This is a genomic window from Janthinobacterium sp. PSPC1-1 (assembly GCF_049897625.1).
Taxonomy (GTDB): Bacteria; Pseudomonadota; Gammaproteobacteria; order Burkholderiales; family Burkholderiaceae_D; genus Janthinobacterium; species Janthinobacterium tructae.
On sequence record NZ_JAFCWP010000001.1, the window covers coordinates 1652788 to 1675475 of the forward strand.

At 61.9% G+C, this 22688-nt stretch carries 24 protein-coding genes; 13 read left to right on the forward strand and 11 right to left on the reverse strand.

All coding sequences use genetic code 11. The features are described from left to right. Positions 1–15 precede the first annotated feature (15 nt). Positions 16–441, forward strand: coding sequence for a GNAT family N-acetyltransferase (locus ACP7EG_RS07390; RefSeq protein WP_426087096.1), 426 nt, complete (start codon positions 16–18; stop codon positions 439–441). A 118-nt stretch (positions 442–559) separates the two neighbouring features. Here the strand turns inward: ACP7EG_RS07390 and ACP7EG_RS07395 are convergent, their stop codons facing one another. The 9 genes from ACP7EG_RS07395 to ACP7EG_RS07435 all read right to left on the reverse strand — a co-directional run bounded on the left by ACP7EG_RS07395 (position 560) and on the right by ACP7EG_RS07435 (position 10071). Then, positions 560–1567 carry an ABC transporter permease subunit gene (locus ACP7EG_RS07395; RefSeq protein ID WP_426087097.1) on the reverse strand — a complete coding sequence of 336 codons (1008 nt, stop codon included), beginning with the start codon at positions 1565–1567 and terminating at the stop codon, positions 560–562. 26 nt (positions 1568–1593) lie between these two features. After that, positions 1594–3093 carry a sugar ABC transporter ATP-binding protein gene (locus ACP7EG_RS07400; protein ID WP_426087098.1) on the reverse strand — a complete coding sequence of 500 codons (1500 nt, stop codon included), beginning with the start codon at positions 3091–3093 and terminating at the stop codon, positions 1594–1596. Between the two features lie 77 nt (positions 3094–3170). Continuing rightward, positions 3171–4106 carry an ABC transporter substrate-binding protein gene (locus ACP7EG_RS07405; RefSeq protein ID WP_096235540.1) on the reverse strand — a complete coding sequence of 312 codons (936 nt, stop codon included), beginning with the start codon at positions 4104–4106 and terminating at the stop codon, positions 3171–3173. Between the two features lie 64 nt (positions 4107–4170). Continuing rightward, entirely contained in the window at positions 4171–5121 is a 951-nt protein-coding gene (tal, locus tag ACP7EG_RS07410; protein WP_426087099.1) for a transaldolase, read from the reverse strand. A gap of 2 nt (positions 5122–5123) precedes the next feature. After that, a complete protein-coding gene (gene xylB, locus ACP7EG_RS07415) occupies positions 5124–6608 on the reverse strand; it encodes a xylulokinase (RefSeq protein WP_426087149.1) in 1485 nt (494 codons plus the stop codon). Positions 6609–6638: 30 nt separating this feature from the next. Beyond that, positions 6639–7646 carry a LacI family DNA-binding transcriptional regulator gene (locus ACP7EG_RS07420; RefSeq protein ID WP_426087100.1) on the reverse strand — a complete coding sequence of 336 codons (1008 nt, stop codon included), beginning with the start codon at positions 7644–7646 and terminating at the stop codon, positions 6639–6641. A gap of 292 nt (positions 7647–7938) precedes the next feature. Beyond that, positions 7939–8676 (reverse strand): NRDE family protein, encoded by a 738-nt coding sequence (locus tag ACP7EG_RS07425; protein WP_100873129.1) that lies wholly within the window; start codon positions 8674–8676, stop codon positions 7939–7941. Further along, complete coding sequence (locus tag ACP7EG_RS07430) at positions 8667–8957, reverse strand: DUF4936 family protein (RefSeq protein WP_071077248.1); 291 nt, start codon at positions 8955–8957, stop codon at positions 8667–8669. The genes ACP7EG_RS07425 and ACP7EG_RS07430 overlap by 10 nt, the downstream gene beginning before the upstream one ends. A 7-nt stretch (positions 8958–8964) precedes the next feature. Beyond that, entirely contained in the window at positions 8965–10071 is a 1107-nt protein-coding gene (locus ACP7EG_RS07435; protein WP_426087101.1) for a YgfZ/GcvT domain-containing protein, read from the reverse strand. Positions 10072–10245: 174 nt separating this feature from the next. Between ACP7EG_RS07435 and mltG the strand changes: the two genes are divergently transcribed. Genes mltG through ACP7EG_RS07450 form a run of 3 tightly spaced genes read left to right on the forward strand, consistent with a single transcriptional unit; the run spans position 10246 to position 12972 of the window. After that, entirely contained in the window at positions 10246–11232 is a 987-nt protein-coding gene (mltG, locus tag ACP7EG_RS07440) for an endolytic transglycosylase MltG (protein ID WP_096235533.1), read from the forward strand. A gap of 52 nt (positions 11233–11284) precedes the next feature. Next, positions 11285–11926, forward strand: a complete 642-nt coding sequence (gene tmk, locus ACP7EG_RS07445; protein WP_426087102.1) for a dTMP kinase — start codon at positions 11285–11287, stop codon at positions 11924–11926. A gap of 17 nt (positions 11927–11943) precedes the next feature. Further along, the gene (locus ACP7EG_RS07450; RefSeq protein WP_099763703.1) at positions 11944–12972 is read left to right on the forward strand and encodes a DNA polymerase III subunit delta'; all 1029 of its coding nucleotides are present in this window, start codon (positions 11944–11946) and stop codon (positions 12970–12972) included. A gap of 70 nt (positions 12973–13042) precedes the next feature. On the opposite strand, the gene ACP7EG_RS07455 is transcribed toward ACP7EG_RS07450, so the two are convergent. Beyond that, complete coding sequence (locus ACP7EG_RS07455) at positions 13043–13402, reverse strand: hypothetical protein (RefSeq protein WP_426087103.1); 360 nt, start codon at positions 13400–13402, stop codon at positions 13043–13045. A 154-nt stretch (positions 13403–13556) separates the two neighbouring features. Here ACP7EG_RS07455 and ACP7EG_RS07460 point away from each other — a divergent pair, with 154 nt between their 5' ends. The 7 genes from ACP7EG_RS07460 (at position 13557) to ACP7EG_RS07490 (ending at position 18071) form a co-directional block, all read left to right on the forward strand. After that, entirely contained in the window at positions 13557–13943 is a 387-nt protein-coding gene (locus ACP7EG_RS07460; RefSeq protein ID WP_426087104.1) for a VOC family protein, read from the forward strand. 57 nt (positions 13944–14000) lie between these two features. Further along, the gene (locus tag ACP7EG_RS07465) at positions 14001–14633 is read left to right on the forward strand and encodes a carbonic anhydrase (RefSeq protein WP_426087105.1); all 633 of its coding nucleotides are present in this window, start codon (positions 14001–14003) and stop codon (positions 14631–14633) included. A gap of 90 nt (positions 14634–14723) precedes the next feature. Next, the gene (locus ACP7EG_RS07470) at positions 14724–15503 is read left to right on the forward strand and encodes a TatD family hydrolase (protein ID WP_426087106.1); all 780 of its coding nucleotides are present in this window, start codon (positions 14724–14726) and stop codon (positions 15501–15503) included. A 16-nt stretch (positions 15504–15519) separates the two neighbouring features. After that, positions 15520–16170 carry an ankyrin repeat domain-containing protein gene (locus ACP7EG_RS07475; RefSeq protein WP_426087107.1) on the forward strand — a complete coding sequence of 217 codons (651 nt, stop codon included), beginning with the start codon at positions 15520–15522 and terminating at the stop codon, positions 16168–16170. A 267-nt stretch (positions 16171–16437) separates the two neighbouring features. Next, positions 16438–17361 (forward strand): methyltransferase domain-containing protein, encoded by a 924-nt coding sequence (locus ACP7EG_RS07480; protein ID WP_426087108.1) that lies wholly within the window; start codon positions 16438–16440, stop codon positions 17359–17361. A 100-nt stretch (positions 17362–17461) separates the two neighbouring features. After that, a complete protein-coding gene (locus tag ACP7EG_RS07485; RefSeq protein ID WP_071077256.1) occupies positions 17462–17710 on the forward strand; it encodes a hypothetical protein in 249 nt (82 codons plus the stop codon). 163 nt (positions 17711–17873) lie between these two features. Beyond that, entirely contained in the window at positions 17874–18071 is a 198-nt protein-coding gene (locus ACP7EG_RS07490; protein WP_096235523.1) for a hypothetical protein, read from the forward strand. 65 nt (positions 18072–18136) lie between these two features. On the opposite strand, the gene ACP7EG_RS07495 is transcribed toward ACP7EG_RS07490, so the two are convergent. Then, positions 18137–19255, reverse strand: coding sequence for a phospholipase A (locus tag ACP7EG_RS07495; RefSeq protein ID WP_426087109.1), 1119 nt, complete (start codon positions 19253–19255; stop codon positions 18137–18139). A 287-nt stretch (positions 19256–19542) separates the two neighbouring features. Here ACP7EG_RS07495 and fusA point away from each other — a divergent pair, with 287 nt between their 5' ends. Next, positions 19543–21651, forward strand: coding sequence for an elongation factor G (fusA, locus tag ACP7EG_RS07500; RefSeq protein WP_426087110.1), 2109 nt, complete (start codon positions 19543–19545; stop codon positions 21649–21651). A gap of 174 nt (positions 21652–21825) precedes the next feature. Beyond that, the gene (locus tag ACP7EG_RS07505) at positions 21826–22356 is read left to right on the forward strand and encodes an SRPBCC family protein (RefSeq protein WP_071077259.1); all 531 of its coding nucleotides are present in this window, start codon (positions 21826–21828) and stop codon (positions 22354–22356) included. Positions 22357–22688 lie beyond the last annotated feature (332 nt).

Genomic DNA, 22688 nt, shown 5'->3' on the forward strand with positions numbered 1-22688 from the left:
TTTCTACATTACACCATGACCAAGCACACCATCCGCCTCGGCGACTGGGCCACCCTGGGCCCTGACGCTACCGCCATCCGTTTTGAAGTTTTCGTCGATGAACAGAAAGTGCCGGCCGAGATCGAACTCGACGACATGGACGCCGTCTGCCTGCACGCCGTCGCCTATGACGGGGCCGGCAACGCCATCGGCACGGGCCGATTATTGCCGGACGGCCATATCGGCCGCATGGCCGTGCGCCAGCCGGGCCGCGGTACGGGCGTGGGCAGCGCCATCTTGACCTTGCTGATGGACAAGGCGCGCGCACGCGGCGATGCCGCCGTGGTGCTGAACGCGCAAACCGTGGCCGCGCCATTCTATGCGCGCCACGGTTTCGTGCAAGCCGGGGATGTATTCGACGAGGCGGGGATTGCGCATGTGGAGATGCGGCTGGTGTTCTAGGCCTTGCTCTGGGTGTTGTCGGATTACGGCCTGCGGCCTAATCCGACCTACGCCGACCTACGACGTCAACGGTAGGTCGGGTTAGCGCGCAGCGCGTAACCCGACACCACCAGCACCATCAGTTCTGTGCGTGCGACTGGCGCCATTTATCGAGAATCACGGCCAGCACGATCACGACACCCTTCGCCACATACTGCCAGAACGACGACAGGCCCAAGATCGTCAAGCCATTGTTCATCACGCCGATGATCAGGGCGCCGATGACGGTGCCCCAGACGGAACCCACGCCGCCCATCAGGCTCGTGCCACCGAGTACGACGGCCGCGATGGCATCGAGTTCATAACCGGTACCCCAGTTGCCGTTGGCCGCATACAGGCGGCTGGCCGACATGGCGCCGCCCAGGCCGGCGAACAGGCCGCTGATGGTGTAGACAAACATCAGCACGAGGCCGACCTTGATGCCCGTCAAACGTGCCGCCTGGATATTGCCGCCGACGGCGTAGATATGCAGGCCCAGGGTCGTCTTGCGCAAAATAAACCACGTCAGCACGACGACGGCCGCCGCCAGCCAGATCAGCCAGGGGATGGCCAAAAAGCTGCCGTTGCCCATCCATTCGAAGCTGGGGATTTCCGTGTTCAGCACGCTGGTGCCGTCGGCGAACAGGTAGGCGGCGCCGCGCAGGGCAGTCATGGTGCCCAGGGTGACGACGAAGGGGTTCAGGCCGACGAGGGCTACCAGCACGCCATTGAGCGCACCCAGCAGCAGGCCGACGATCAAAAACGTGGGGATCGAAAAGCCGGCGAACTGCGCCGACAAGGACATCAGCATGCCTGCCACGGCCGAGACGGCCAGCACGGAGCCGACCGATAAATCGATGCCGCTGGTCAAAATGACGAAGGTCATGCCGGAGGCCAGCACGATGTTGATCGATACCTGGCGGAAGATATTCATGGTGTTGTTGCTGGTCATGAAGGTGGACGTGCCGTCGGCCGAGAAATACACGGTCAGACCGTACATGGCCAGGTACAGCACGACCAGCACGGGCAGCATGCCCAGGCGGCGCATCAGGTTCGAAGCATTAAAGGGTTCGCCGGCGCGCGCGGCGCCGCTGGTGGTAGTTGTCATGATTTGCTATCTCCTGTTGATTATTCTTATGCCGCTTCCAGCTGCGTGGCATAGGCGAGGATGTTTTCCTGCGTGATGTCGTCGCCCGTCACTTCGCCCGTCAGGCGTCCTTCGCACATCACCATCACGCGGTCGCAGATGCCGACCAGCTCGGCCAGTTCGCTGGAAATGCACAGCACGGCCGTGCCCGCATCCGCCAACTGGTGGATGATTTTATAGATTTCGCTCTTCGCGCCCACGTCCACGCCGCGCGTCGGTTCGTCGAGAATCAGCACTTTCGGTGCAATGGCCAGCCAGCGCGCCAGCAAGACTTTCTGCTGGTTGCCGCCAGATAATCCCCCCACGATGCCTTCCGGCCCCGAGACCTTGACGTTGAGGTTGGCAATCGCCTCGCGCGTGAGCTGCGTCAGGACGCCACGGTTGACCACGCCCGCCGTGGAATGCCTGGACAGGATATTCATCGACATGTTTTCCATGGCCGACAATTGCATGAACAAGCCCAGGCTCTTGCGGTCTTCCGGCAAATAGCCGATGCCGTGGCGTATCGCCGCCAGCGGTTGCTTGATGTGTACTTCCTGGCCGTCGAGCCACACTTGCCCCGATTGCTTCTTGTCGGCGCCAAAGATCAGCCGCGCCAGTTCCGTGCGGCCCGCGCCGACCAGGCCGGCAAGTCCCGTGACTTCGCCCGCATGCAGGGCGAACGAGGCGGGCTTGACCTTGCCGCCGCCCACGTTTTCCACGCGCAGGCGCTCGGCGCCCCGCGTGGTGCGCCGCTGGTGCGCATAAAAGTCGTCGGCAGGGCGGCCCACCATCATTTGCACGACTTTCTTTTGATCCAGTTCATCCTTGCCCAGTTCGCCCACATAGGCGCCGTCGCGCAGCACCGTGATGCGGCGCGCCAGGCGTTCCACCTCGGCCATGCGGTGGCTGATGTACAGTACGGCCAGGCCCTTGTCGCGCTGTTCTTCGATGATGCGGAACAATTGTTCGGTTTCCCGGTCGGACAGGGCCGCAGTGGGCTCATCCATGATCAGGATGCGGCTTTCGTGCACGAGGGCGCGGGCGATTTCCACCTGCTGCTGCTCGGCGATCGACAGGCTGGACACCATGGTGTCCGCGTCAAAGCGGGAACCGAGGTCGGCCAGGATGGCATTCGTGCGCGCGCGCATTTCGCCGCCCTTGACGGTCCAGAATGGTCCTTGCGGTTCGCTGCCCATGAAGACGTTCTGCGCCACCGTCATGTTCTTGGCCACGCTGAGTTCCTGGTAAATCAGGTTGATGCCCAGCGCGCGGGCCTCGCCCGGGTTGCGGATCCTGATCGGCTTGCCGTCGAGGATGATTTCGCCCGCATCTGGGGTGTACACGCCCGAGAGGATTTTCATCAGGGTGCTCTTGCCGGCGCCATTCTCGCCCATCACGGCATGGATTTCGCCGCTGCGCACCGTCAGGTGCACGCCGCGCAGCGCGCGCGTGGCGCCGAAGCGCTTCTCGATGCCGCGCATTTCAAAAATAATATCGTCGCTCATGACTGTCCTTCCTTGCTGGTGAAACTGGCGCCGCCGGCTTGCGGGCAGGCGGCGCCACGTGGTTCAGGTCAGGCAGATCAGTTCTTTACCCAGCCCGTGTAGGTGGCGACGTTTTCCTTGGTGATGGCCGGGGTCGGCAACAGCACCATGGTCTGTTTCGGCGTGCGGCCGTTCATGATGTCGTAGCCCATCTGCACGGCGTCGGTGGCCATCCGGTACGGGTTTTGCGCCGAGGTGGCCGCAAACAGGCCGGCCTTGTTTTTCAGGGCATTCTGGCCGTCCGGCGCGCCATCGACGGCCGTGATCAGTTTGACATCCGTGCGTTTCGATTGCTTGATCGCCAGTTCGGCGCCGATACCCGTCGGATCATTGATGGCGAACACGGCGTCGATCTTCGGATAGGCCGTCAGCAAATTCGACATCACGGTCATGCCGCCATCGCGGCTGCCGCCCGCGTTCTGGTTGTCGGACAGGATCTTGATATCCTTGAACGCGGCCAAGGTTTTCTTGCAGCCGTTAACGCGGTCGATCACGGACGTGACCGGTGGGCCATTGAGGATCACCACATTGCCCTTGCCGCCGATTTGCTTGGCCAGGTAGGCGCACGACACGTCGCCGGCCATGGTGTTGTCGGACATCACCGTGGCCGAAGCGCCCACGGCGCCCACGTCGACGGCGATCACGACCACGCCCGCGTTGCGCGCTTTCTTGATGGCCGGTGCGATGCCCTTGGAATCGACGGCGTTCAGGATGATGATGTCGGTCTTGTTGGCGATGAAGTTCTCGATCTGGTCCACCTGGGTGTTCAGGTCATACTTGCTCGACACCGTGGTGACTTTCACGCCAGGGCCACCGAGCTTTTTCGCGCTTTCTTCCGCGCCGCGGCCAATCGCCACGAAGAAGGGATTGGCCAGGTCGCCGACGCTCACGCCGATCGATTTCAATGGTTTGTCGGCGGCAAAGGCGCCGCACGCGGCGGACAGCAGCAGGGTGGCGGTAATGACTTTTTTCATGAGGATCTCCAAGGGTTTTTATTGTAAAAACAAACGGTGCTACGGGTGAAATTTATTGATTACGTTAGTGATTTCGCAATTTCTCGATCATGGCGTCCAGTTTGCCCGCATCGACGGCAAAGCCGCGGATGCCTTCGGCCAGCTTTTCGGTCGCCATCGCATCGTCGTTCAAGGCGTAGCGGAAGGCCGCTTCGTCATATGTGATGGCCGGCTGCGTCGCGCCCAGGTCGCCGCCCAGCGCGCGCTCGAACGGTGCGTTGGACGCTTCGAGTTTCGCCAGCAAGTCCGGGCTGATGGTCAGCAAGTCGCAGCCGGACAAGGCCGTGATCTGGCCCACGTTGCGGAAGCTGGCGCCCATCACTTGCGTGGCGATGCCATGTTGCTTGTAGTAATTAAAGATGCGCGTGACCGATTGCACGCCTGGATCGTTGGACAAGCTGCGCGCCGCTTCGTCCCATGCCGCGCCCAGCGATTTTTTATGCCAGTCGTAGATGCGGCCCACGAACGGCGAAATCAGGCGCACTTTGGCGTCGGCGCAGGCGACGGCCTGGCAAAATGCGAACAGCAGGGTCAGGTTGCAAAAGATGCCATCTTTTTCCAGTTCGCGCGCCGCCTGGATGCCTTCCCAGGTGGCGGCGATCTTGATCAGCACGCGCTCGCGTTTTACTCCAGCCTGCTCGTACAAGGCGATCAGACGGCGCGCCCGGGCCACGGTGGCGGCGCGGTCAAAGCTCAAACGGGCATCGACTTCCGTCGACACGCGGCCCGGCACGACTTTCAATATCTCCAGGCCGAAGCGCACCAGCACCTGGTCGACGATGTCGTCCAGCGAGGCGGCTTTATGCGCGGCAACTGTGCTTTCCAGCAAGGGCGCGTAATCGGGCTGCAGCACGGCCTTCAGGATCAGCGACGGGTTGGTGGTGGCGTCTTGCGGCGCGAAACGCGCCAGTTGCAAGAAGTCGCCCGTGTCGGCGACGACGGTGCTGTGCTGTTTTAATTGTTGCAACTGATTCATTACTATTCCTTATCACTGAGTTGGTGCAAGGCTTGCACGGCGGGAAACAGGCTACGGTAGCGGCCGTAACGGATGCTCAAGGCTGCGCTGTGCGCGGCATCGGGCAGGAAAGTATTTTTGATGGGCAAACCCTGCATCAGCAGGCTGGTGTCGCCGATGGCGGCAAAGCCCAGCTTGGCCGCGCCCAGGCTGGCCGACAGTTCGCTGTTGTGCAGGGTGCGCATTTCGCGTCCCAGCACATTGGCCAGCAATTGCGCCCAGTACTGGCTGCGCGCGCCGCCGCCCACCAGCATGCAGTGGGAAACGACGGCACCGGTCGAGGTGACTGCCGCCATGGCGTCGCGCAAGGCAAAGGCCACGCCTTCGAGCACGGCGTAGCCCAGCTGCGCCGGCGTGCTGTCGTGGCCCAGTTGCAAGAAGGCGCCGCGCACTTGCGGGTCGTTATGCGGTGTGCGCTCGCCCGACAGGTAGGGCAGGAACAGCGGTGCGGATGGCGCGATGGGTGTGTCGAGCGGCAAGCCCGCTTCCACCAGCGCCAGCAGGGCCGCTTCATCTGGTTGGCCCAGCACGCCCGTGGCCCAGCGCAGGCAGCTGGCGCCGGACAAGATCGCGCCCATCGCATACCAGCGCCCGGGCAGGGCGTGGCAAAAACTGTGCACGCCGCCGGCCGGGTTGCCCAACGGTTCTTCGGTGACGGAAACGATGGCGGCGCTGGTGCCCAGCGAAATAAAACTGTCGCCGCCATTGACGGCGCCGATGCCCACGGCCGAGACGGGGTTGTCGCCGCCGCCACCGGCCACCACCACGTTCGCGGGCAAGCCCAGCTGGTCGGCGATGGCGGCCAGCACGGTGCCCGTGGCCGCATCGCCTTCGGCCAGCGCCGGCATCTGTTGCGCACGCAAACCGCAGGCGGCCAGCATGGGGGCGAACCAGGCGCGTTTGGCCTCGTCCAGCCACAGGGTGCCGGCCGCGTCGGACATGTCCGTCAGTTTGATCCCCGTCAACTGCAGGCGCAGATAGTCTTTCGGCGACAGCAAACAGGCGATGGCGGCAAAGGCGTCAGGCTCGTGCTTTTGCAGCCACAGCAGTTTCGGTGCCGTCAAGCCCGCCATGGGCAGGCTGCCCGTCACGTCGGCATACGCGGGATAGTCGCGCGCCAGTGCGGCCGCTTCCGCTTCGGCGCGCGCATCGTTCCACAGGATGGCGGGACGGATCACGTTGTCGTTACTATCGAGCAGCACGGCGCCATGCATCTGGCCCGACAGGCCGATGCAGGCGATCTGCGCATAGTCCTGCGGCCAGCCGGCGCGCAGCTGGCCCAGCGCGTTGACGCAGGCGGCCCACCAGTCTTGCGGCGACTGTTCGGACCAGCCCGGCTGCGGACGGCTCACGTCCAGGCGTAGGGAAGCCTGGCCGCGCACGGCGCCGGTGCTGTCCATCAGCACGGTTTTCAGTTCGGAGGTACCGAGGTCGATACCGAGGGAAATCGCTGGATGCATATTGTTTAGAGTGAAAAGTCAGGGGCAGCCGCAGGAGTTGCGCACGCGCAAGGTCGGCGACAAGCGTTGTACGTGCTGGACACGGCCCGGATTGGCGATACGGTCGATCAAGAGGTCGACGGCCATGGCGCCCAGCTCTTCGAGCGGCTGGGCCATCACGGTCAGGCGGGGGCTGAAGTAATCGGCCCAGTCGAAATCATCGAAGCCGGCCAAGGCCACATCTTGCGGTACCGCAATGTGCGCGTCGCGCAAGGCATGCATGGTGCCGATGGTCATCAGGTTATTGCCGGCCACGATGGCGGTCGGACGCTGCCCAGGTGGCAGGGCCAGCAGTTCGCGCGTCGCCGCGCCGCTGCGCTCGAGATTCGAGTCGCCCGAGCGCAGCAGTTCGGGATCAAAGACGATATCGGCGCGCTGCAAGGCCAGGCGGTAGCCGTCGATACGCTCGTCCGTCGTGGACAGGCCGGGCGCGCCCGCGATGAAGCCGATGCGGCGGTGGCCGTGCGTCGCGATCAAGTGGTGCACCAGCTGCGCCGTCGCCTCGGTGTTTTCCACGCCCACCTGGTCGAACGGTTGTGGCGACATGCGGTCGACCAGCACGGAAGCGATCTTGTTGCTGTTTAAATACTCGAGGGCGCGGTTGTGCGGATCGCCCGAGGGCGCCAGCACGATGCCGTCGACGCGGCGCTGGTGCAAGTTTTGCACCACTTTGAGTTCTTGTGCGGGGTCGTCGTGCGTATCGGAAAACAGCATCATCAAGCCATGGCGCGTGCAGGCCGCCTCGATGGCGCGCACGGTTTCGCTGAAGTAATGATTGGTGAAGGCGGAAATGGCCACGCCGATGGTGCCCGAGGACGAGCCGGCCAGCGCGCGCGCCAGCATGTTCGGCACATAGCCGATCTGCTGCATGGCCGCGTTGACTGCGGCGACGGTTTTCGGGCTGACCTTGCGGGTGCCGTTGAGTACGTGCGAAACGGTCGACAGCGATACGTCCGCCGCCCGCGCTACATCTTCCATGGTGGCCATGGTGTCTCCTGATGGTTTTATTATTATTGTGTGCTGCGATAGTGTGCGGCTGTGTCGCCGCGTTTGAATCTATCGTAAACAAAAGAAAGCGCTTGCGCAAGCGCTTTCTTTTTTGTGCGGACGCCTGCCGAGTGGCTTTTCGATGAAGAGAGGGGAAGCGTGCGTAGGTCGGATTAGCGCGCCAGAGGCGCGCGTAATCCGACGTTGGGGACGGTGGTGATGCCGGTTGAGGGCGCTGGTGTTGTCGGGTTACGCGCTTGCGCGCTAACCCGACCTACCCGACCTACCCGACCTACTGTATCACCAGCTCATGCAGTTCGCCGGGCGAGTCCGGGAACAGTTTCACGACGGTGGAAGTGCGCGTGCCGTAGCCCGGCGTTTCGATGCAGACGGCGGACAGCACGCGCTCGAGGTCGAGCGGCACGCCTGTGTCGGGCAAGCGGAAGTCGGGTGCGCGCGTGGTGTCGGCCAGCATGTCGAAATACGCGTCGTCGGGCGCGCCCTGGCACAGCAGGCTGGCGAACTGGGCCTTGGTTTTCAGGACTTTCGGCCACGGCGCGTCCAGCAGGGCGTTCGACAGGCCGTAGATGCCCGGTTCCAATGGCTGGCCATTGCGCGCGTCGCCATCGCCGCGGTTGGAAAACCAGATCAGGGTAGTGGCGTCGCCCAGCACCAGATTAAAACCATTGTAGGCTTTGCATCCGGGGCGGATTTGCGCGATGTAGTCTTGCGGCGACATATTGCCGGCCAGATAGTCTGCCACCAGGGCGCCGCGCGAGGGGGCGTCCGGGTTGCGGTCTTGCGGGCTGCGGATATTCGTGATGGCGGCAAAGCGCGAACTGCCGCTGCCAGCCTGCGTGATGCCCATCCAGCTGCCACCTGCCTGCAGGTCGCGGCCCGCGTACACTTGCGGGTGCTCGGGCCAGGCACCGGCGGGGGCGCTGGCGCGTTCATAGAATTCGTCGCGGTTGGCGGCGGCAATCAGCGGGATGTGCGGATTGACTTTCCAGGCAAAAACGATCAGGCACATGGAGGCAAATCCATGAACACTTCCGTATGCCGCGCGCCGGCCGTCAATGACAGCAAGCCCGCCTCGTCGGCGGCAGCGGCCAGCAGTTCGGCAAAACCTTCGCCGACGACGGGATAGATTTCCATCCACGTCTGCAAGCCATCCTTGACTTCCGGGCGGCGCTTGAGTTGCGGCGCCACGCCGGAGGCGGCCGCCAGTTTCGCTTGCAAGGCACGGACCCTGGCTTCCAGCGCCTGGGCGTGCTCTTCCTTTACCTGATAGTAAATGTACAAATCTTTCATGGCATTCTCACAAATCGAGTGCGTCGAGCACGTAAGGCATGGGCAGGAATTGCACGGCGGCGCCCTGGGCCGAGCCGTATCGCACGGCGCCGACGGCGCTTGAACCTTCGGCTATCGCCCCCAGTTTCATTTCAACGAGGGCGTCGATGCCACCGCTACCGTTCGGCGCGGCGTTGACAACCATGCCGCAAGGCTGCTCCGGGTCGCTGACGGTGTACAGTTCGCCGCCGGCCACTGCCGCTGCATCAGCGATGCTGACGAGGGTGGTGCGGCGCTTGAGCTTGCCCAGATACTGGCTGCGCGCGACGATTTCCTGGCCCGGATAGCAGCCTTTCTTGAAATTGACGCCGCCCAGCAGTTCAAAGTTGACCATTTGCGGCACGAATTGCTCTTGCGTGGCGGCCGTGACCTGCGGAATGCCTGCGTGGATCTCGGACAGTTGCCAGGCGTCATTGCCGCCCTTGGCCAGTTTTTCAGCCAGCTGCGGCCACACGTCGCGCGCCGTGGCGGCGGAGGTCAGCCATTCATAGCGGGCGCTGCCAAAGGCATCGGCCACGCGCAGCAGGGTGCCCAGCGCATGGTCGACCTTGCTGAACGGCGTGGCGGGCAGGACGGGGAACCAGGCGGCCAGAGCGGCGCTGGCTTGCTTGCCGCCGAGGCCCAGGATGACTTGATTGGCCTCATCAACGGACGCATCGTGCAGCTTGGCCTTGGCGCGCAGCACGAACATCTGCAAGCGCTTCTGGATGGCTGGCTGTATGGCGCGCGGCAATTGCAGATAAATGGTGGTGGCGTTGCGCCACATCAGGAAACTGGCCAGCAGGCGGCCTTTCGGCGTGCAGTAGCCGGCCAGGCGCACTTGCTGCTGGTCCAGGTGTTCCACGTCGTTGGTCAGCTGGCCGTGCAGGAAACTGGCTGCCTCGTCGCCGTTCAAACCGATCAAGCCCTGGTCCGTGATGGCCGCGACAAAACCTTCTTGCAGTTGGGACACTGTCAGGGACTGGCCAAAATCGGCTATAGGAGAGTTCGCGCTGCTGTCAGGCGCGCCATCGATGGCAGCGGGGCGGGCGCCTTGTACGGTTAAAAATTGATTCCAGTTATTCATAATTTCCATTAGATCAGCGATTAAGCATTATCATTACGGGTTCATTATAGTGATGTCGCGCAGATCGCGTCGGCAGCGGCAAAATTGCCAGTGTTGGCGCCGCTTTGCACGCAATTGCTTCACAAATGAACGATCATAACAAGCGCGCTGCTCGCCAGCGAGCGCATCACAAGAATCGGAACAATGGCTTTCTTTAAAAAACTTGTAGTCAGTTCGGTCATCGCCGCCATTGGCGTCGGTGGTACTTTTGTGTACTGGGCGCAGCAGCCGATCACCACGGAAGGCGACGCGATCCCGTTTACGATCACGCCGGGCAGCGGGGCGCATGCGGCCGGCCAGCAGATCGCGGACGCGGGCGTGCCCATCGTGCCCATCCTGTTCAACCTGCTGGCGCGCGTCGAAGGCAAGACGTCGAAGATCAAGGCCGGTTCCTACGAGCTGAAACCGGGCACGACGCCGCAGCGTCTGATCACGCAGCTGGCACGCGGCGAGTTCGCGCAAGAGTCGCTGACCATCATCGAAGGCTGGACTTTCAAGCAGATGCGCATGGCCATGGCCAGCCATCCGGGGCTCAAGCACGATACCGTGGGTCTGTCCGACAAGGAGCTGATGGCGAAAATCAGCCCCGAGTTTGTGCTGCCGGAAGGCCTGTTCTTCCCGGATACGTATCTGTTCGCCAAGGGCGCCAGCGAAATGCAGATTTTCAAGCAGGCGCACACGGCCATGATAGGCCGCCTGTCCGAAGCGTGGGACAAGCGCGATCCGGCCTTGCCGTATAAAAACCCGTACGAGGCGCTGATCATGGCGTCCATCGTGGAAAAGGAAACGGGGCAAAAGTCCGAACGGGCCATGATCGCCGGCGTCTTCGTCAACCGCCTCAAGACGGGCATGCTGCTGCAGACGGACCCGACCGTGATCTATGGCATGGGCGACAACTACCAGGGCAAGATCCGCAAACGCGACCTGGAAGCGGACACCCCGTACAATACCTACACGCGCGGCGGCTTGCCGCCCACGCCGATCGCTCTCGCTGGCGCGCAATCGCTGACGGCGGCGCTGGCGCCGGCCCGCACGCAAGCGCTGTATTTCGTCGCGCGCGGCGACGGCACCAGCCAGTTCTCGGCCAACTTGCCCGACCATAACCGCGCCGTGAACCAGTACCAGCGGTAATTTCACCTGCTAATTTCATCTGCTAATTTAATCTGATTAAGTAAGAAGTTTCATGACACAACACCATCAACCCCGTTTCATCACCTTCGAAGGCATCGATGGCGCGGGCAAGTCGACGCATATCGGCTTTGTCGCCGACTACCTGCAGCAGCGGGGCGTCAGCCTCGTATCGTCGCGCGAACCGGGCGGCACCAGCCTGGGCGAAAAGCTGCGCGAACTGCTGCTGCATGAAAAAATGCACCTGGAAACGGAAGCCTTGCTGATGTTCGCCAGCCGCCGCGAACACATCGCGCAAGTCATCGCCCCCGCTTTGGTGCGGGGCGAGTGGGTCATTTCCGACCGCTTTACCGATGCCAGCTTCGCCTACCAGGGCGGTGGGCGGGGCATGGACTTGCGCAAGATGGAAGCGCTGGAAGCGTGGGTGCACCCGCACCTGCAGCCGGACCTGACGTTTTTGTTCGACGTGCCGCTGGCCGTGGCCAGAGCCCGCCTGGACGCCACGCGTGAGCTCGACAAGTTCGAGCAGGAGCGAGCGGACTTCTTTGCCGCCACGCGCAACGAGTACCTGCGCCGCGCGGCCCAGTTCCCGGAACGCTTCCGCATCATCGATGCCACGCAAAGCATTGCCGATATTCAAGTGCAGCTTGCGCAACTGCTTGATGTTTTGCTTGAGCAAAGCGTTGCAACCGTATGATTTTATAGAAATAAAGAATGATCAGTTCTCTCTATCCCTGGCAGCAGGACGCCTGGCAGCAATTGCAAGCCTTGCGCCCGCGCATGCCGCACGCCATTTTGTTCCATGGCGCGCAAGGCATCGGCAAGGCCGACTTCATCGAGCATTTCGCGCAAGCCTTGCTGTGCGAGGACGTTCGCGCCGACGGCCACGCCTGCGGTGCGTGCGCCTCGTGCGGCTGGTTTAGCCAGGGCAACCATCCCGATTACCGCCGGGTCCGTCCGGAAGCGCTGGAAGATGAAGTGGCGGACGATGGAGAAGAGGGCGAGGGCGCGAAGAAAAGCGCCAAGACCAAGACGCCGTCGAAAGACATCAAGATCGAGCAGATCCGCAACCTGGCCGATTTCATGAACATTTCCACCCACCGCCAGGGCTTGCGCGTGGTGGTGCTGTACCCGGCCGAGGCGCTCAACACGCCCGCCTCGAACGCCTTGCTGAAAACCCTGGAAGAACCGCCGCCGGGCACCGTGTTCCTGCTGGCATCGAACAGCCTGGACCGCTTGCTGCCGACGATCTTGTCGCGTTGCCGCAAGTTTGCCTTGCCCATGCCCAGCCATGAGCAGGCCTTGACCTGGCTCAAGGCCCAGGGCTTGAACGATGCGGACAGCTGGCTGCGCGAGCAGGGCGGCGCGCCGCTGGCCGCGCTGGCCCAGTCCGAATCGGGTGGCCGCGAAGAAACGGAACAGTTGCTGCAAGTGCTGGCCAATCCCGGCGTGGAAGCGGCATTGAAAGCGGCGGACAAATTGCAGAAGGCGCCTCTGGCGCCGCTGGTGGCATCCTTGCAGCGCTGGCTGTACGACGTGTTTTCCGTCAAGTTGTCCGGCACCATCCGCTACTACCCGCGCCACCGGCGCGAGCTGGAAGCCTTGGCCGGACGCATCAACGTCAGCCGTTTGATGGCCGCCATCAAGGCCGCAAACGAGCGCCGGGCGATCGCCGAGCATCCTTTGTCGCCCAAGCTATTCCTGGAAGATATGCTGCTCGACTACGCATCAAGCTGTCAATAAAATCAAGCACTTGCATTGCCAAGTTCATCCAGATTGTTTGGTGCTTGGCGCGCTTGGCGATTGGAGTGACTCAGCCGCAGGCGCGCGTGCAACTGCGGTAGCGCACTTCGCACGCTTGCTGGCGTTCGGCGCGCCGGGCGCGGAAGGCCTGAGCTTCGGTCGGGCGCAGCTGCTCCGCTTGCGCGTCGACATTCCTGCCGGCGGCAACGTAGGGATTGCTGCTGGGTTTCATCGACAAGATGGGGCTGGTGTCGTTTTCCGTCGCGCCTTGCACTTGCGCGCGGCAATCCTGGTGTGCCGACGCGCACACAGGTGCGCACAAGCCCGCCTCGGGGATGGCCTTGGGCGCGTCGCGCTTGTCTTGTGCATGCGCAGGCGCTGTCAGGGCCAGGCAGGCCAGCAGTATCAAAGGGCCGGCAACTTTCAGCATGAACACTCTCCACGTATCCGCGCGCAACCCCATGGCTGCGCACCGGCCGCTCACTATACATCTTGATAACTTTTTTGACCAGAGCGCCATGTCCGTTTGCCACGCCCGAAACCCGGTGTTACAGTCAAGACACTGGACAACAAGGGAGGCGGGCATGAAACGGGTCACTGGCATCGGCGGCATCTTCTTCCACGCGCAAGACCCGGCCGCGCTGCGCGCCTGGTACCAGCGCCACCTGGGCCTGGACGTGCAGCCGTGGGGCGGGGCCGCCTTCAGCTGGACGGATGCCGATGGCCAGCCCACGGGCGGCACCACCATCTGGTCCGTGGCATCAGCGGACAGCGAGCAGTTCGCGCCCGGCAAGGCGGCCTTCATGGTCAATTACCGGGTCGACGACCTCGACGCGCTGCTGCAAGCCTTGCGCGACGAAGGCTGCACGGTGCTGGAGAAGGCGCCCGATTCGGAATATGGCCAGTTCGGCTGGGTCATCGATCCCGAAGGCAACAAGGTAGAGCTGTGGCAGCCGCCCGAGGGGCAATAGGCCAGTCAGGCGCCAGATCAGCGATAATATCGGCTCTGCCAACCATTCTATTTATATATGCGCGACATTATTGCTGGATTTCTACGCTTCCAAAAAGAGGTTTTTCCCGCGCGCCGCGAGTTATTCAAGACCCTGGCCACAGGACAAACCCCGAAGGCCCTGTTCATTTCCTGCTCGGACAGCCGCATGGTGCCGGAACTGGTGACGCAGCGCGAGCCAGGCGAACTCTTCGTGATACGCAACGCGGGCAATATCGTGCCCTCGTATGGCCCGGAACCGGGCGGCGTCAGCGCCACGGTGGAATTTGCCGTGTCGGCCCTGAACGTGAGCGATATCGTCATTTGCGGCCATTCCGATTGCGGTGCGATGAAGGCGATCGCCACCTGCGCCTGCCTCGAGCATATGCCGGCCGTGCGCAGCTGGCTGCACCATGCCGACGCGGCGCGCATGATCAACGAGTCGATCGAGCATCCGACGGAACAGTCGCGCATCGACGGCATGGTGCGCGCCAACGTGGTGGCGCAACTGAATAATCTGCGTACCCATCCCTCGGTGGCGCTGGCCATGGCGCAGAACCGGCTGACCCTGCATGGCTGGGTGTATGACATCGAGAACGGTTCCCTCGACGCGCTCGACGAGTCGACCGGCAACTTCGTTCCGCTGGCAGAACACCCGGCCTCGCAGCTGTAATCGGCTGCGAGCATCCGCACCGCCACGGCAGGGGGCTGCGCCCAGCGCTTCCCCTGCCAGTTTTTGCTCCCTCCGGTACAATCCCGCCTTATGTATATCGATTCCCATTGCCATATCAATTTCCCCGAGCTGGCTGCTCGCATGCCCGAGATCCTCGCCAAGATGGCCGAGAACAAGGTGACGCACGCGCTGTGCGTGTCCGTCGACTTGCCGGACTTCCCGCAGGTGCTGGCCCTGGCCGAGCAGTATCCGCATATTTTCGCTTCCGTCGGCGTGCATCCCGACTACGAGGACACGCCTGAACCATCGGTGGACGACCTGGTGCGGCTGGCCGACCACCCGAAGATCATCGCCATCGGCGAGACGGGCCTCGACTATTTCCGCCTGACGGGCGACCTGGAATGGCAGCGCGAGCGTTTTCGCACGCACATCAAGGCGTCAAGAATCACGCGCAAGCCCTTGATTATTCACACACGGGCAGCTAGCGAAGACACCATCCGCATCATGCGCGAAGAGGGCGCGGGCGTGGCCGACGGCGGCGTGGCCGGCGTCATGCATTGCTTTACGGAATCCCTGGAAGTAGCGCGCGCCGCCATCGACATGGGTTTCTACATTTCCTTTTCCGGCATCGTCACGTTCAAAAGCGCCAAGGATTTACAGGCCGTGGCGCTGGAAGTACCGCTCGAGCGCATCCTGATCGAGACGGATTCGCCGTATCTGGCGCCCGTACCGTTCCGCGGCCGCATGAACGAACCGGGCTATGTTGCCCACGTGGCCGAATACCTGTCGACCCTGAAAGGCATCCCGCTGGCCCAGGTGGCGCAGCAGACGACGGAAAATTTCTTCAAGTTATTCAATCAGTTGCCATAACTTCTTAAGGTTAACCATGATGAAAAAACTCGCGCTGGCGATGCTGCTGTGTTGCTCAACCGCCAGCCACGCGGCGCCGGATCCGGACAGCTTCTTCCGCGCCGTGTCCGTCAACAACGCCAGCGGCGTGCGCAGCATGCTGGCGGACGGCATGAATCCGAACCAGCCTGATACGCAGCGCGGCGACATTCCCCTCGTGCTGGCCCTGCGCGACGATGCGGATAAAGTGTTCAAGCTGCTGCTCGACACGCCGGGCATCGACATCGAAGCGCACTCTGCCAATGGCAATACGGCGCTGATGATGGCGGCCTACAAGCACAAGCAGGACGCGGTCAACGCCTTGCTGGCCAAGGGCGCCAAGGTCAACCAGAGCGGCTGGACGGCGCTGCACTATGCGGCCTCGGCTGGCGACTTGCCCATCATGAAGATTTTTCTGGAGCGCGACGCCGTGGTCGATGCGCGCGCACCCGCCAACGTCACGCCGCTGATGTTCGCCGCCCGCGAAGGGCAGGAGGGCGCCGTCAAGCTGCTGCTGTCCTGGGGCGCGGACGCCAGCCTGAAAAGCGATCACGGCTGGACGGCCGCGCAGTTCGCCCAGGCGGGCGACAAGCCCGGCGTGGTGGCCATCATCGAAGCGGCACAGAAGGCGCGCGCTGGACGTAAATAAGTACATGTAAGTAATCTTTCCAGCAATATTTTCCATGCCAGCGCTGAAACTGGCATGGAATTGCCTCTCACCTCAGCCCTTTGTTCTCCCTGCCGATTAACGATAATGAGCATGTCGCATTAATCAGGAGATCGTCGCATGGGCCATCACATCAACGTCAGGCGCCGGCTGTACTGTCGCCGCCCCGCGCGCAGCCCGTGCGATATCACTGCTTTCTGGAATGACAAAACCGATCGGCCATCGGAGCCAGACTCCAAGAGGACAGACATGCTGAATGAACGAGAAATCGAGAGTTGTTACCTGGGGCAATTTATACCCGTCCATTACCACCACAATATGTTGATGGACCAGAACCGCATGCACGGCTTCAAGTCGGCGATCGATTACGCGGTAAAACCCGGCATGAAGGTGGTGGAGCTGGGCGGCGGCACGGGCGTGCTGTCGTGGTTTGCGGCCGCGCGCGCCGACAAGGTCTGGTGCGTGGAATTCAATCCGGACATGGTCAAGGAAGCGCGCAAGATGCTGGCGCTCAATCCCAACGGGGAAAAAGTCGAAGTCGTGCACGCGGACGCTTTTGAATTCCTGCCGCCCGAGCCCGTCGATGTGGTCATTTGCGAAATGATCCATGTGGGCATGCTGCGCGAAAAGCAGGTGGAAGTGATCGAATCGTTCAAGCGCCGCTACCTGGCCCGCTTTGGCGGTCCGCTGCCCATCTTCCTGCCCGAAGCCGTCATTATGGCCGTGCAGCCGATGCAGCAGGAATACGACTTCGAGGGCTTTCATGCGCCCATCGTGCAATTCCAGGAAACCGCGGCCATCCACCCGGGCGTGCAGGAACTGGCGCCGCCGGCCGTGTACAGCATCATCGACTTCAGCCAGCCGACGGACAGCATATTCGGTTTCGACGGCAAGTTCGTCGTCGAGCGCAGCGGCACCCTGAACGCCTTGCGCTTCGTCACCAAGAACATCCTGGCCGTGGTGCCCGAACGTTCGACCACCATCGACTGGCTGAACCACTACATGTGTCTGCCGCTGGCCGCGCCGGTGGCCGTGAAGGCGGGCGACGTGCTGCAAGTGAGTTTCCAGTACCGCGCGGGCGGTTCGATCCCTTCGCTGGAAGCGTCGATCCGCGCCCAGGTGATTTACGATGTCAACTTGCAACCGGTGGTACAAAACGCCGTCTACGCGTAAGTATCATTAATGTAAAGACAACGCTGCGGGCATTTCGTCCTGCGGCGTTTGTCCATTCAGGGTATATTCCGTCTTTTACCCACTGGACAGCTTTATTATCATGGAACAGATCGATCAGCGTTACCTCGTGCAACAGAACAAAATCAGCGATGGCGAGACCAAGCCGCCCGTGTTTGCCAAGGTAATGCGCAGCAAGGAAGGCGTGTTTGAAGGCGTGTCCTTCATCAAGTCGAAGGAAAAGGCCAGCATCCTGACCATCGAAGAGGCCAACCAGGCCATCAAATGGGCCAGCAGCAAGAAGCCGAATGCGCATGAATACATCACGAAAGTGATTTGCGTCGGCCAGTAAGCTGCGCGCCAACTACCGCTCATCCCCGTTTTTATCCAGTCCATCCCCGCATGGTGCAGTTCATCGCATGGCCGTTGCCGCCGTGGCGGCGCTTTACTATAGTGCTGTCACGGTAGCGGGGCAAGCACGGCTTGCTCCGCACATTTTATTCGAGGGGAACGCGATGCTGGGATTTGTGCTGTGGTTGCTGCTCTTGCTGGTGTGCTGGCCCCTGGCCTTGCTGGCGCTCGTGCTTTATCCGCTGGCCTGGTTGCTGTTGCTGCCATTGCGCCTGATCGGCATCGGCGTGGAAGGCGTGTTCGAACTGCTGCGCGCCATCGTCATGCTGCCGGCCCGTGTGCTGGGCGGCGGGCGGCGTTGAAATTTACTTCCCAATAATAAAAAATGGCGCCCTTGGCGCCATTTTCATTTCTGTCACTGTGCTGCTTAGAGGTCGACCATGAAACCGGCACCGATCGATTTCTGCGAATAGTTGTAGTCGATCAAGCTCTGGCCATAGCCGGAGAACAGTTGCAGATAGCCTTTCAGGTTGGCTTTCAATGGGAAAGCCCAGCTGGCCTGCATCGAACCATGCTTCTTGCTGAAATTGCGGCGGGCCGTCACGGCATACTCGTGACCCTTGTTACGGTAGCTCACGCGCAAGTCGCCATGTCCCATGTAATCGGTGATGTCGATATTGTCATTGTCGGTCTTGCCATTGTCGAGGCGGTGCCAGACGCGCGTCGTGACGGCCAGGTTGTCTTTTTCCACGCCCAGCTCGGCATACACGCGGTTCCAGCTGCGCGACAGGGTCGAGGTCTGGCCATTCGACTGGTGCACCAGGCCGAAATTCAGGTAATTGAATTCCACGCCGGCAAAGTTCTTGTTGATCGGCAAGACCAGCATCAATTCCGGCTGATAGTTGGTCTCGCGGAACGGGCTCGAAGCCTTGCGGTTATATGCCTGCCAGAAACTTTGCTGCGTGTAGCCGAACCACATGTCGATGGGCGTGCCGGCGATGTCTTCCAGCAGCTTCATCTTGAAGCTCAGCTGGAAGGTCAATTCCACATGCTGGCTCTTGACGCCGCCTGGCGTGAAATCCTGGAACGGCTCGTCGTTCGAGGCGTCGCTGTAGTTGGCCAGCAGCAGATAGGTGTCGCGGTGCGGGCGGAAGTTGAACAGGCCGCGCTTCGAGGCATCGTTGAGTTCCCACGATTGCTGCGTGCGCGAAATCGGCGCTTCCGGCGGCGCCGCACCAGCCTGGGCGATGGCGGGAATGGCAGCGTTGACGGCGTCCGGCGTGGCCACGCCAGGTGGGCTGACTGGCGTGAGGGGGGCGACCTCGGCGGCCGCTGCCAGGGTCACGGCCGCAGCGGCGGGATCGCCACCGGCGGCGATGGTGGCTTTTTCCGCCGCCTTGGCCAGGGTGTCGAAGCAGCCCAGGCGGGCGCTGGCGTCACCGAGCACGGCGCAACGCTGCATTTGCTGTTCCAGTTCGCCGGCCATGGCCAGCGCTGGCGACGCCAGCAGGGAGGAGAGGATTATTTTTCTTAGTCGGGTAGTCATAGGCTGAGTGGGGCATGTCATTCGGTGCGCACCTGGTCTGGCATGCCGGCGGTCTCGCCTTGCACGACAATTTACGGTGCGTATTGATTTTGATTAATCTTTGATGGATTAATAAAGTTGAAAGTATAGCCGAAACTCTTGTTTGCCCTGTGCAACGCGCGTGCGCGTTAGTGTTAGTGTTGCGCGCACGGTAAAAACGGGTCACTGGACGCCCTGCAAATCGATGTCTGCTACACTGAAAAACCGACGCAAACCCAGTCGTGCCGGGGCTAGCCATGGAGATTGTGATGACCCGCAAAACACCTATCGAGCGCTACCGCAACATCGGCATCAGCGCCCATATCGACGCCGGCAAGACCACCACCACCGAGCGTATCCTTTTCTACACCGGGGTGAATCACAAGATCGGCGAAGTGCACAATGGCGCCGCCACCATGGACTGGATGGAACAGGAGCAGGAACGGGGCATCACCATCACCTCGGCCGCCACCACGGCGTTCTGGAAAGGCATGGCCGGCAACTTCCCCGAACACCGCATCAACATCATCGACACGCCCGGTCACGTGGATTTCACGATCGAGGTGGAGCGCTCGATGCGCGTGCTCGACGGCGCCGTGATGGTCTACGATGCCGTCGGCGGCGTGCAGCCCCAATCGGAAACCGTGTGGCGGCAAGCCAATAAATACCATGTGCCGCGCATCGCCTTCATCAACAAGATGGACCGGGTGGGCGCGGATTTCTTGCGCGTGCGCAAGCAGATCGGCGAGCGCCTGAAAGGCGTGGCCGTGCCCATCCAGCTGCCCATCGGCGCCGAAGAGCATTTTACGGGCGTGATCGACCTGTTAAAAATGCGCGCCATCACCTGGGACGACGCCAGTCAGGGTGTACAGTTCAGCTATGGCGAGATTCCCGCCGAACTGCGGGAACAGGCGCAGGAGTGGCACGACCACATGGTCGAGCACGCGGCCGAAGCCAGCCTCGACATGACGGAACGCTACCTGAATGGCGACACGTTCACGGAAGCGGAACTCAAGCAAGCCTTGCGCGCGCGCACCATCCGCAACGAGATCGTGCCCATGCTGTGCGGCAGCGCCTTCAAGAACAAGGGCGTGCAGGCGATGCTGGACGCCGTCATCGAGTACCTGCCGTCGCCGATGGAAGTGCCGCCCATCATGGGCCACGACGAGCACGACAACGAGGTGGAACGCCATCCGACGGACGAGGAGCACTTTGCCGCGCTGGCCTTCAAGATCATGACGGACCCGTTCGTGGGGCAGCTGACCTTCTTCCGCGTGTATTCGGGCGTGGTGAACTCGGGCGACATGGTCTACAACCCCACCAAGAGCGCGCGCGAACGGCTGGGGCGCATCCTGCAGATGCATGCGAACGAGCGCAAGGAAATCAAGGAAGTGTATGCGGGCGACATCGCCGCCGCCGTGGGCCTGAAGGCCGTCACCACGGGCGACACCCTGTGCGCCATCGACCACATCATCGTGCTGGAAAAGATGATTTTCCCGGAACCCGTGATTTCCCAGGCGGTCGAACCAAAGACCAAGGCGGATCAGGAAAAGATGGGTATCGCCCTGAACCGGCTGGCGCAGGAAGATCCGTCGTTCAAGGTGCACACGGACGAGGAATCGGGCCAGACCATCATGTCGGGCATGGGCGAATTGCACCTGGAAATTTTAGTTGACCGCATGCGGCGCGAATTCGGCGTGGAAGCCAATGTCGGCAAGCCGCAAGTGGCTTACCGCGAAACCATCACGCGCACGGTGGAAGATATCGAGGGCAAGTTCGTCAAACAGTCGGGCGGACGGGGCCAGTACGGCCACGTAGTGCTGAAACTGGAACCCTTGCCGCCAGGTACGGGCTACCAGTTCGTCGACGCCATCAAGGGCGGCGTGGTGCCGCGCGAATTCATTCCCGCCGTCGACAAGGGCATCGCTGAAACGTTAAAGGCCGGCGTGCTGGCCGGCTACCCCGTGGTGGACGTCAAGGCGACGCTCACCTTCGGTTCCTACCACGACGTCGATTCGAATGAAAACGCGTTTCGCATGGCCGGTTCCATCGCCTTCAAGGACGGCATGCGCAAAGCCCACCCTGTGTTGCTGGAGCCGATGATGCAGGTGGAGGCGGAAACGCCGGAAGAGTTCATGGGCAACGTCATGGGCGATTTGACGGCGCGCCGCGGCATGGTGCAGGGCGTCGACGACATCCCCGGCGGCGCGGGGCGCATCGTCAAGGCCCTGGTTCCGCTGGCCGAAATGTTCGGCTATTCCACCACCCTACGTTCGCTGACCCAGGGCCGCGCCACTTATACGATGGAATTCAAGCACTATGCGGCCGTGCCCAAGCATATCCTCGACCAGGTGGCATCGGCTGGTAAAGCCAGGTAGGTCGGATTAGCGCGCAAGCGCGTAATCCGACACCACCAACGGCCGTGCCAACAATGTTGTCGGCTTACGCGCGTTGCGCTAACCCGACCTACGCTCAATGGCTGGCGTACAGGGCTTTCCCATTTTCGGTGCCACTGTTACATTAACTGCCAGTCCACCAACACAGGAGAGAGCATGGCCACCGCAGAACAGAAGCAGGAAGGACAGCACCGCGACAGCAGCGACTTTGTCATCACGCAAACCTTCGACGCGCCGCGCGAACTGGTATTCCAGTCGTGGGTGGAGCCGGAGCGCCTGGCCCAGTGGTGGGGTCCCGTCGGCTTTGAATTGAGCGTGCTGGCGCTGGACTTGCAGCCGGGCGGCATCTTCCACTACGGCATGCGTGCCGACAACGGCTACGAGATGTGGGGAAAGTTCACCTACCAGCAGATCGAAGCGCCGGAAAGGATCGTTTCCATCCTGTCGTTCGCCGACAAGCAAGGCAACCCCGTGCAGCATCCCGTCAGCGCCACCTGGCCGCTGGAATCGTTCAATACCATGACACTCACCGAGGAAAACGGCAAGACGACGATGACGTTACGGTCGACGCCGCACAAGGCGACGGATGAGCAGCATGAGACTTTCAAGCAGGGGTTTGAATCGATGAAGCAGGGGTTCAAGGCGACGTTTGGCCAGCTGGCACAGTACCTGGCGCGTGTTCAGTGATTGTATTGTTTTGAACGGCGGGCCGGAGTCGCGGGCCTGAGAAAATGTCCATGGCTGCGTTGCTTGGGCTCGCCGTACATGCGTACTGTCTTCGCCCGCGCGCCTTGCCCTGGCCATTTTTCAGGCCCGCTGGGCCCGGGGAACCATGGTTTGAGGCGCGGGCGAGTTCTTGCTGTCGTTGCCAGTTCGCGGTTGAGGAACGTCTGCTTTCGCCTGCGGATTCAATCGGTGGTCGCAACACTCTAACCTAAACGCCCAGGTTACAGGAGTGTTGAAGATGAAACAGAAACCACGCATTTATTACACCGAGACTCAGAAGGCCTTGATGTGGG

What these genes read in the sequence shown, in the direction of transcription:
- ACP7EG_RS07390 (WP_426087096.1), top strand. Translation starts at nt 16, where the DNA reads ATGACCAAGCACACCATCCGCCTCGGCGACTGGGCCACCCTGGGCCCT.
- ACP7EG_RS07395 (WP_426087097.1), bottom strand. Translation starts at nt 1,567, where the DNA reads ATGACAACTACCACCAGCGGCGCCGCGCGCGCCGGCGAACCCTTTAAT.
- ACP7EG_RS07400 (WP_426087098.1), bottom strand. Translation starts at nt 3,093, where the DNA reads ATGAGCGACGATATTATTTTTGAAATGCGCGGCATCGAGAAGCGCTTC.
- ACP7EG_RS07405 (WP_096235540.1), bottom strand. Translation starts at nt 4,106, where the DNA reads ATGAAAAAAGTCATTACCGCCACCCTGCTGCTGTCCGCCGCGTGCGGC.
- tal (WP_426087099.1), bottom strand. Translation starts at nt 5,121, where the DNA reads ATGAATCAGTTGCAACAATTAAAACAGCACAGCACCGTCGTCGCCGAC.
- ACP7EG_RS07420 (WP_426087100.1), bottom strand. Translation starts at nt 7,646, where the DNA reads ATGGCCACCATGGAAGATGTAGCGCGGGCGGCGGACGTATCGCTGTCG.
- ACP7EG_RS07425 (WP_100873129.1), bottom strand. Translation starts at nt 8,676, where the DNA reads ATGTGCCTGATCGTTTTTGCCTGGAAAGTCAATCCGCACATCCCGCTG.
- ACP7EG_RS07430 (WP_071077248.1), bottom strand. Translation starts at nt 8,957, where the DNA reads ATGAAAGATTTGTACATTTACTATCAGGTAAAGGAAGAGCACGCCCAG.
- ACP7EG_RS07435 (WP_426087101.1), bottom strand. Translation starts at nt 10,071, where the DNA reads ATGGAAATTATGAATAACTGGAATCAATTTTTAACCGTACAAGGCGCC.
- mltG (WP_096235533.1), top strand. Translation starts at nt 10,246, where the DNA reads ATGGCTTTCTTTAAAAAACTTGTAGTCAGTTCGGTCATCGCCGCCATT.
- tmk (WP_426087102.1), top strand. Translation starts at nt 11,285, where the DNA reads ATGACACAACACCATCAACCCCGTTTCATCACCTTCGAAGGCATCGAT.
- ACP7EG_RS07450 (WP_099763703.1), top strand. Translation starts at nt 11,944, where the DNA reads ATGATCAGTTCTCTCTATCCCTGGCAGCAGGACGCCTGGCAGCAATTG.
- ACP7EG_RS07455 (WP_426087103.1), bottom strand. Translation starts at nt 13,402, where the DNA reads ATGCTGAAAGTTGCCGGCCCTTTGATACTGCTGGCCTGCCTGGCCCTG.
- ACP7EG_RS07460 (WP_426087104.1), top strand. Translation starts at nt 13,557, where the DNA reads ATGAAACGGGTCACTGGCATCGGCGGCATCTTCTTCCACGCGCAAGAC.
- ACP7EG_RS07465 (WP_426087105.1), top strand. Translation starts at nt 14,001, where the DNA reads ATGCGCGACATTATTGCTGGATTTCTACGCTTCCAAAAAGAGGTTTTT.
- ACP7EG_RS07470 (WP_426087106.1), top strand. Translation starts at nt 14,724, where the DNA reads ATGTATATCGATTCCCATTGCCATATCAATTTCCCCGAGCTGGCTGCT.
- ACP7EG_RS07475 (WP_426087107.1), top strand. Translation starts at nt 15,520, where the DNA reads ATGATGAAAAAACTCGCGCTGGCGATGCTGCTGTGTTGCTCAACCGCC.
- ACP7EG_RS07480 (WP_426087108.1), top strand. Translation starts at nt 16,438, where the DNA reads ATGCTGAATGAACGAGAAATCGAGAGTTGTTACCTGGGGCAATTTATA.
- ACP7EG_RS07485 (WP_071077256.1), top strand. Translation starts at nt 17,462, where the DNA reads ATGGAACAGATCGATCAGCGTTACCTCGTGCAACAGAACAAAATCAGC.
- ACP7EG_RS07490 (WP_096235523.1), top strand. Translation starts at nt 17,874, where the DNA reads ATGCTGGGATTTGTGCTGTGGTTGCTGCTCTTGCTGGTGTGCTGGCCC.
- ACP7EG_RS07495 (WP_426087109.1), bottom strand. Translation starts at nt 19,255, where the DNA reads ATGACTACCCGACTAAGAAAAATAATCCTCTCCTCCCTGCTGGCGTCG.
- fusA (WP_426087110.1), top strand. Translation starts at nt 19,543, where the DNA reads ATGACCCGCAAAACACCTATCGAGCGCTACCGCAACATCGGCATCAGC.
- ACP7EG_RS07505 (WP_071077259.1), top strand. Translation starts at nt 21,826, where the DNA reads ATGGCCACCGCAGAACAGAAGCAGGAAGGACAGCACCGCGACAGCAGC.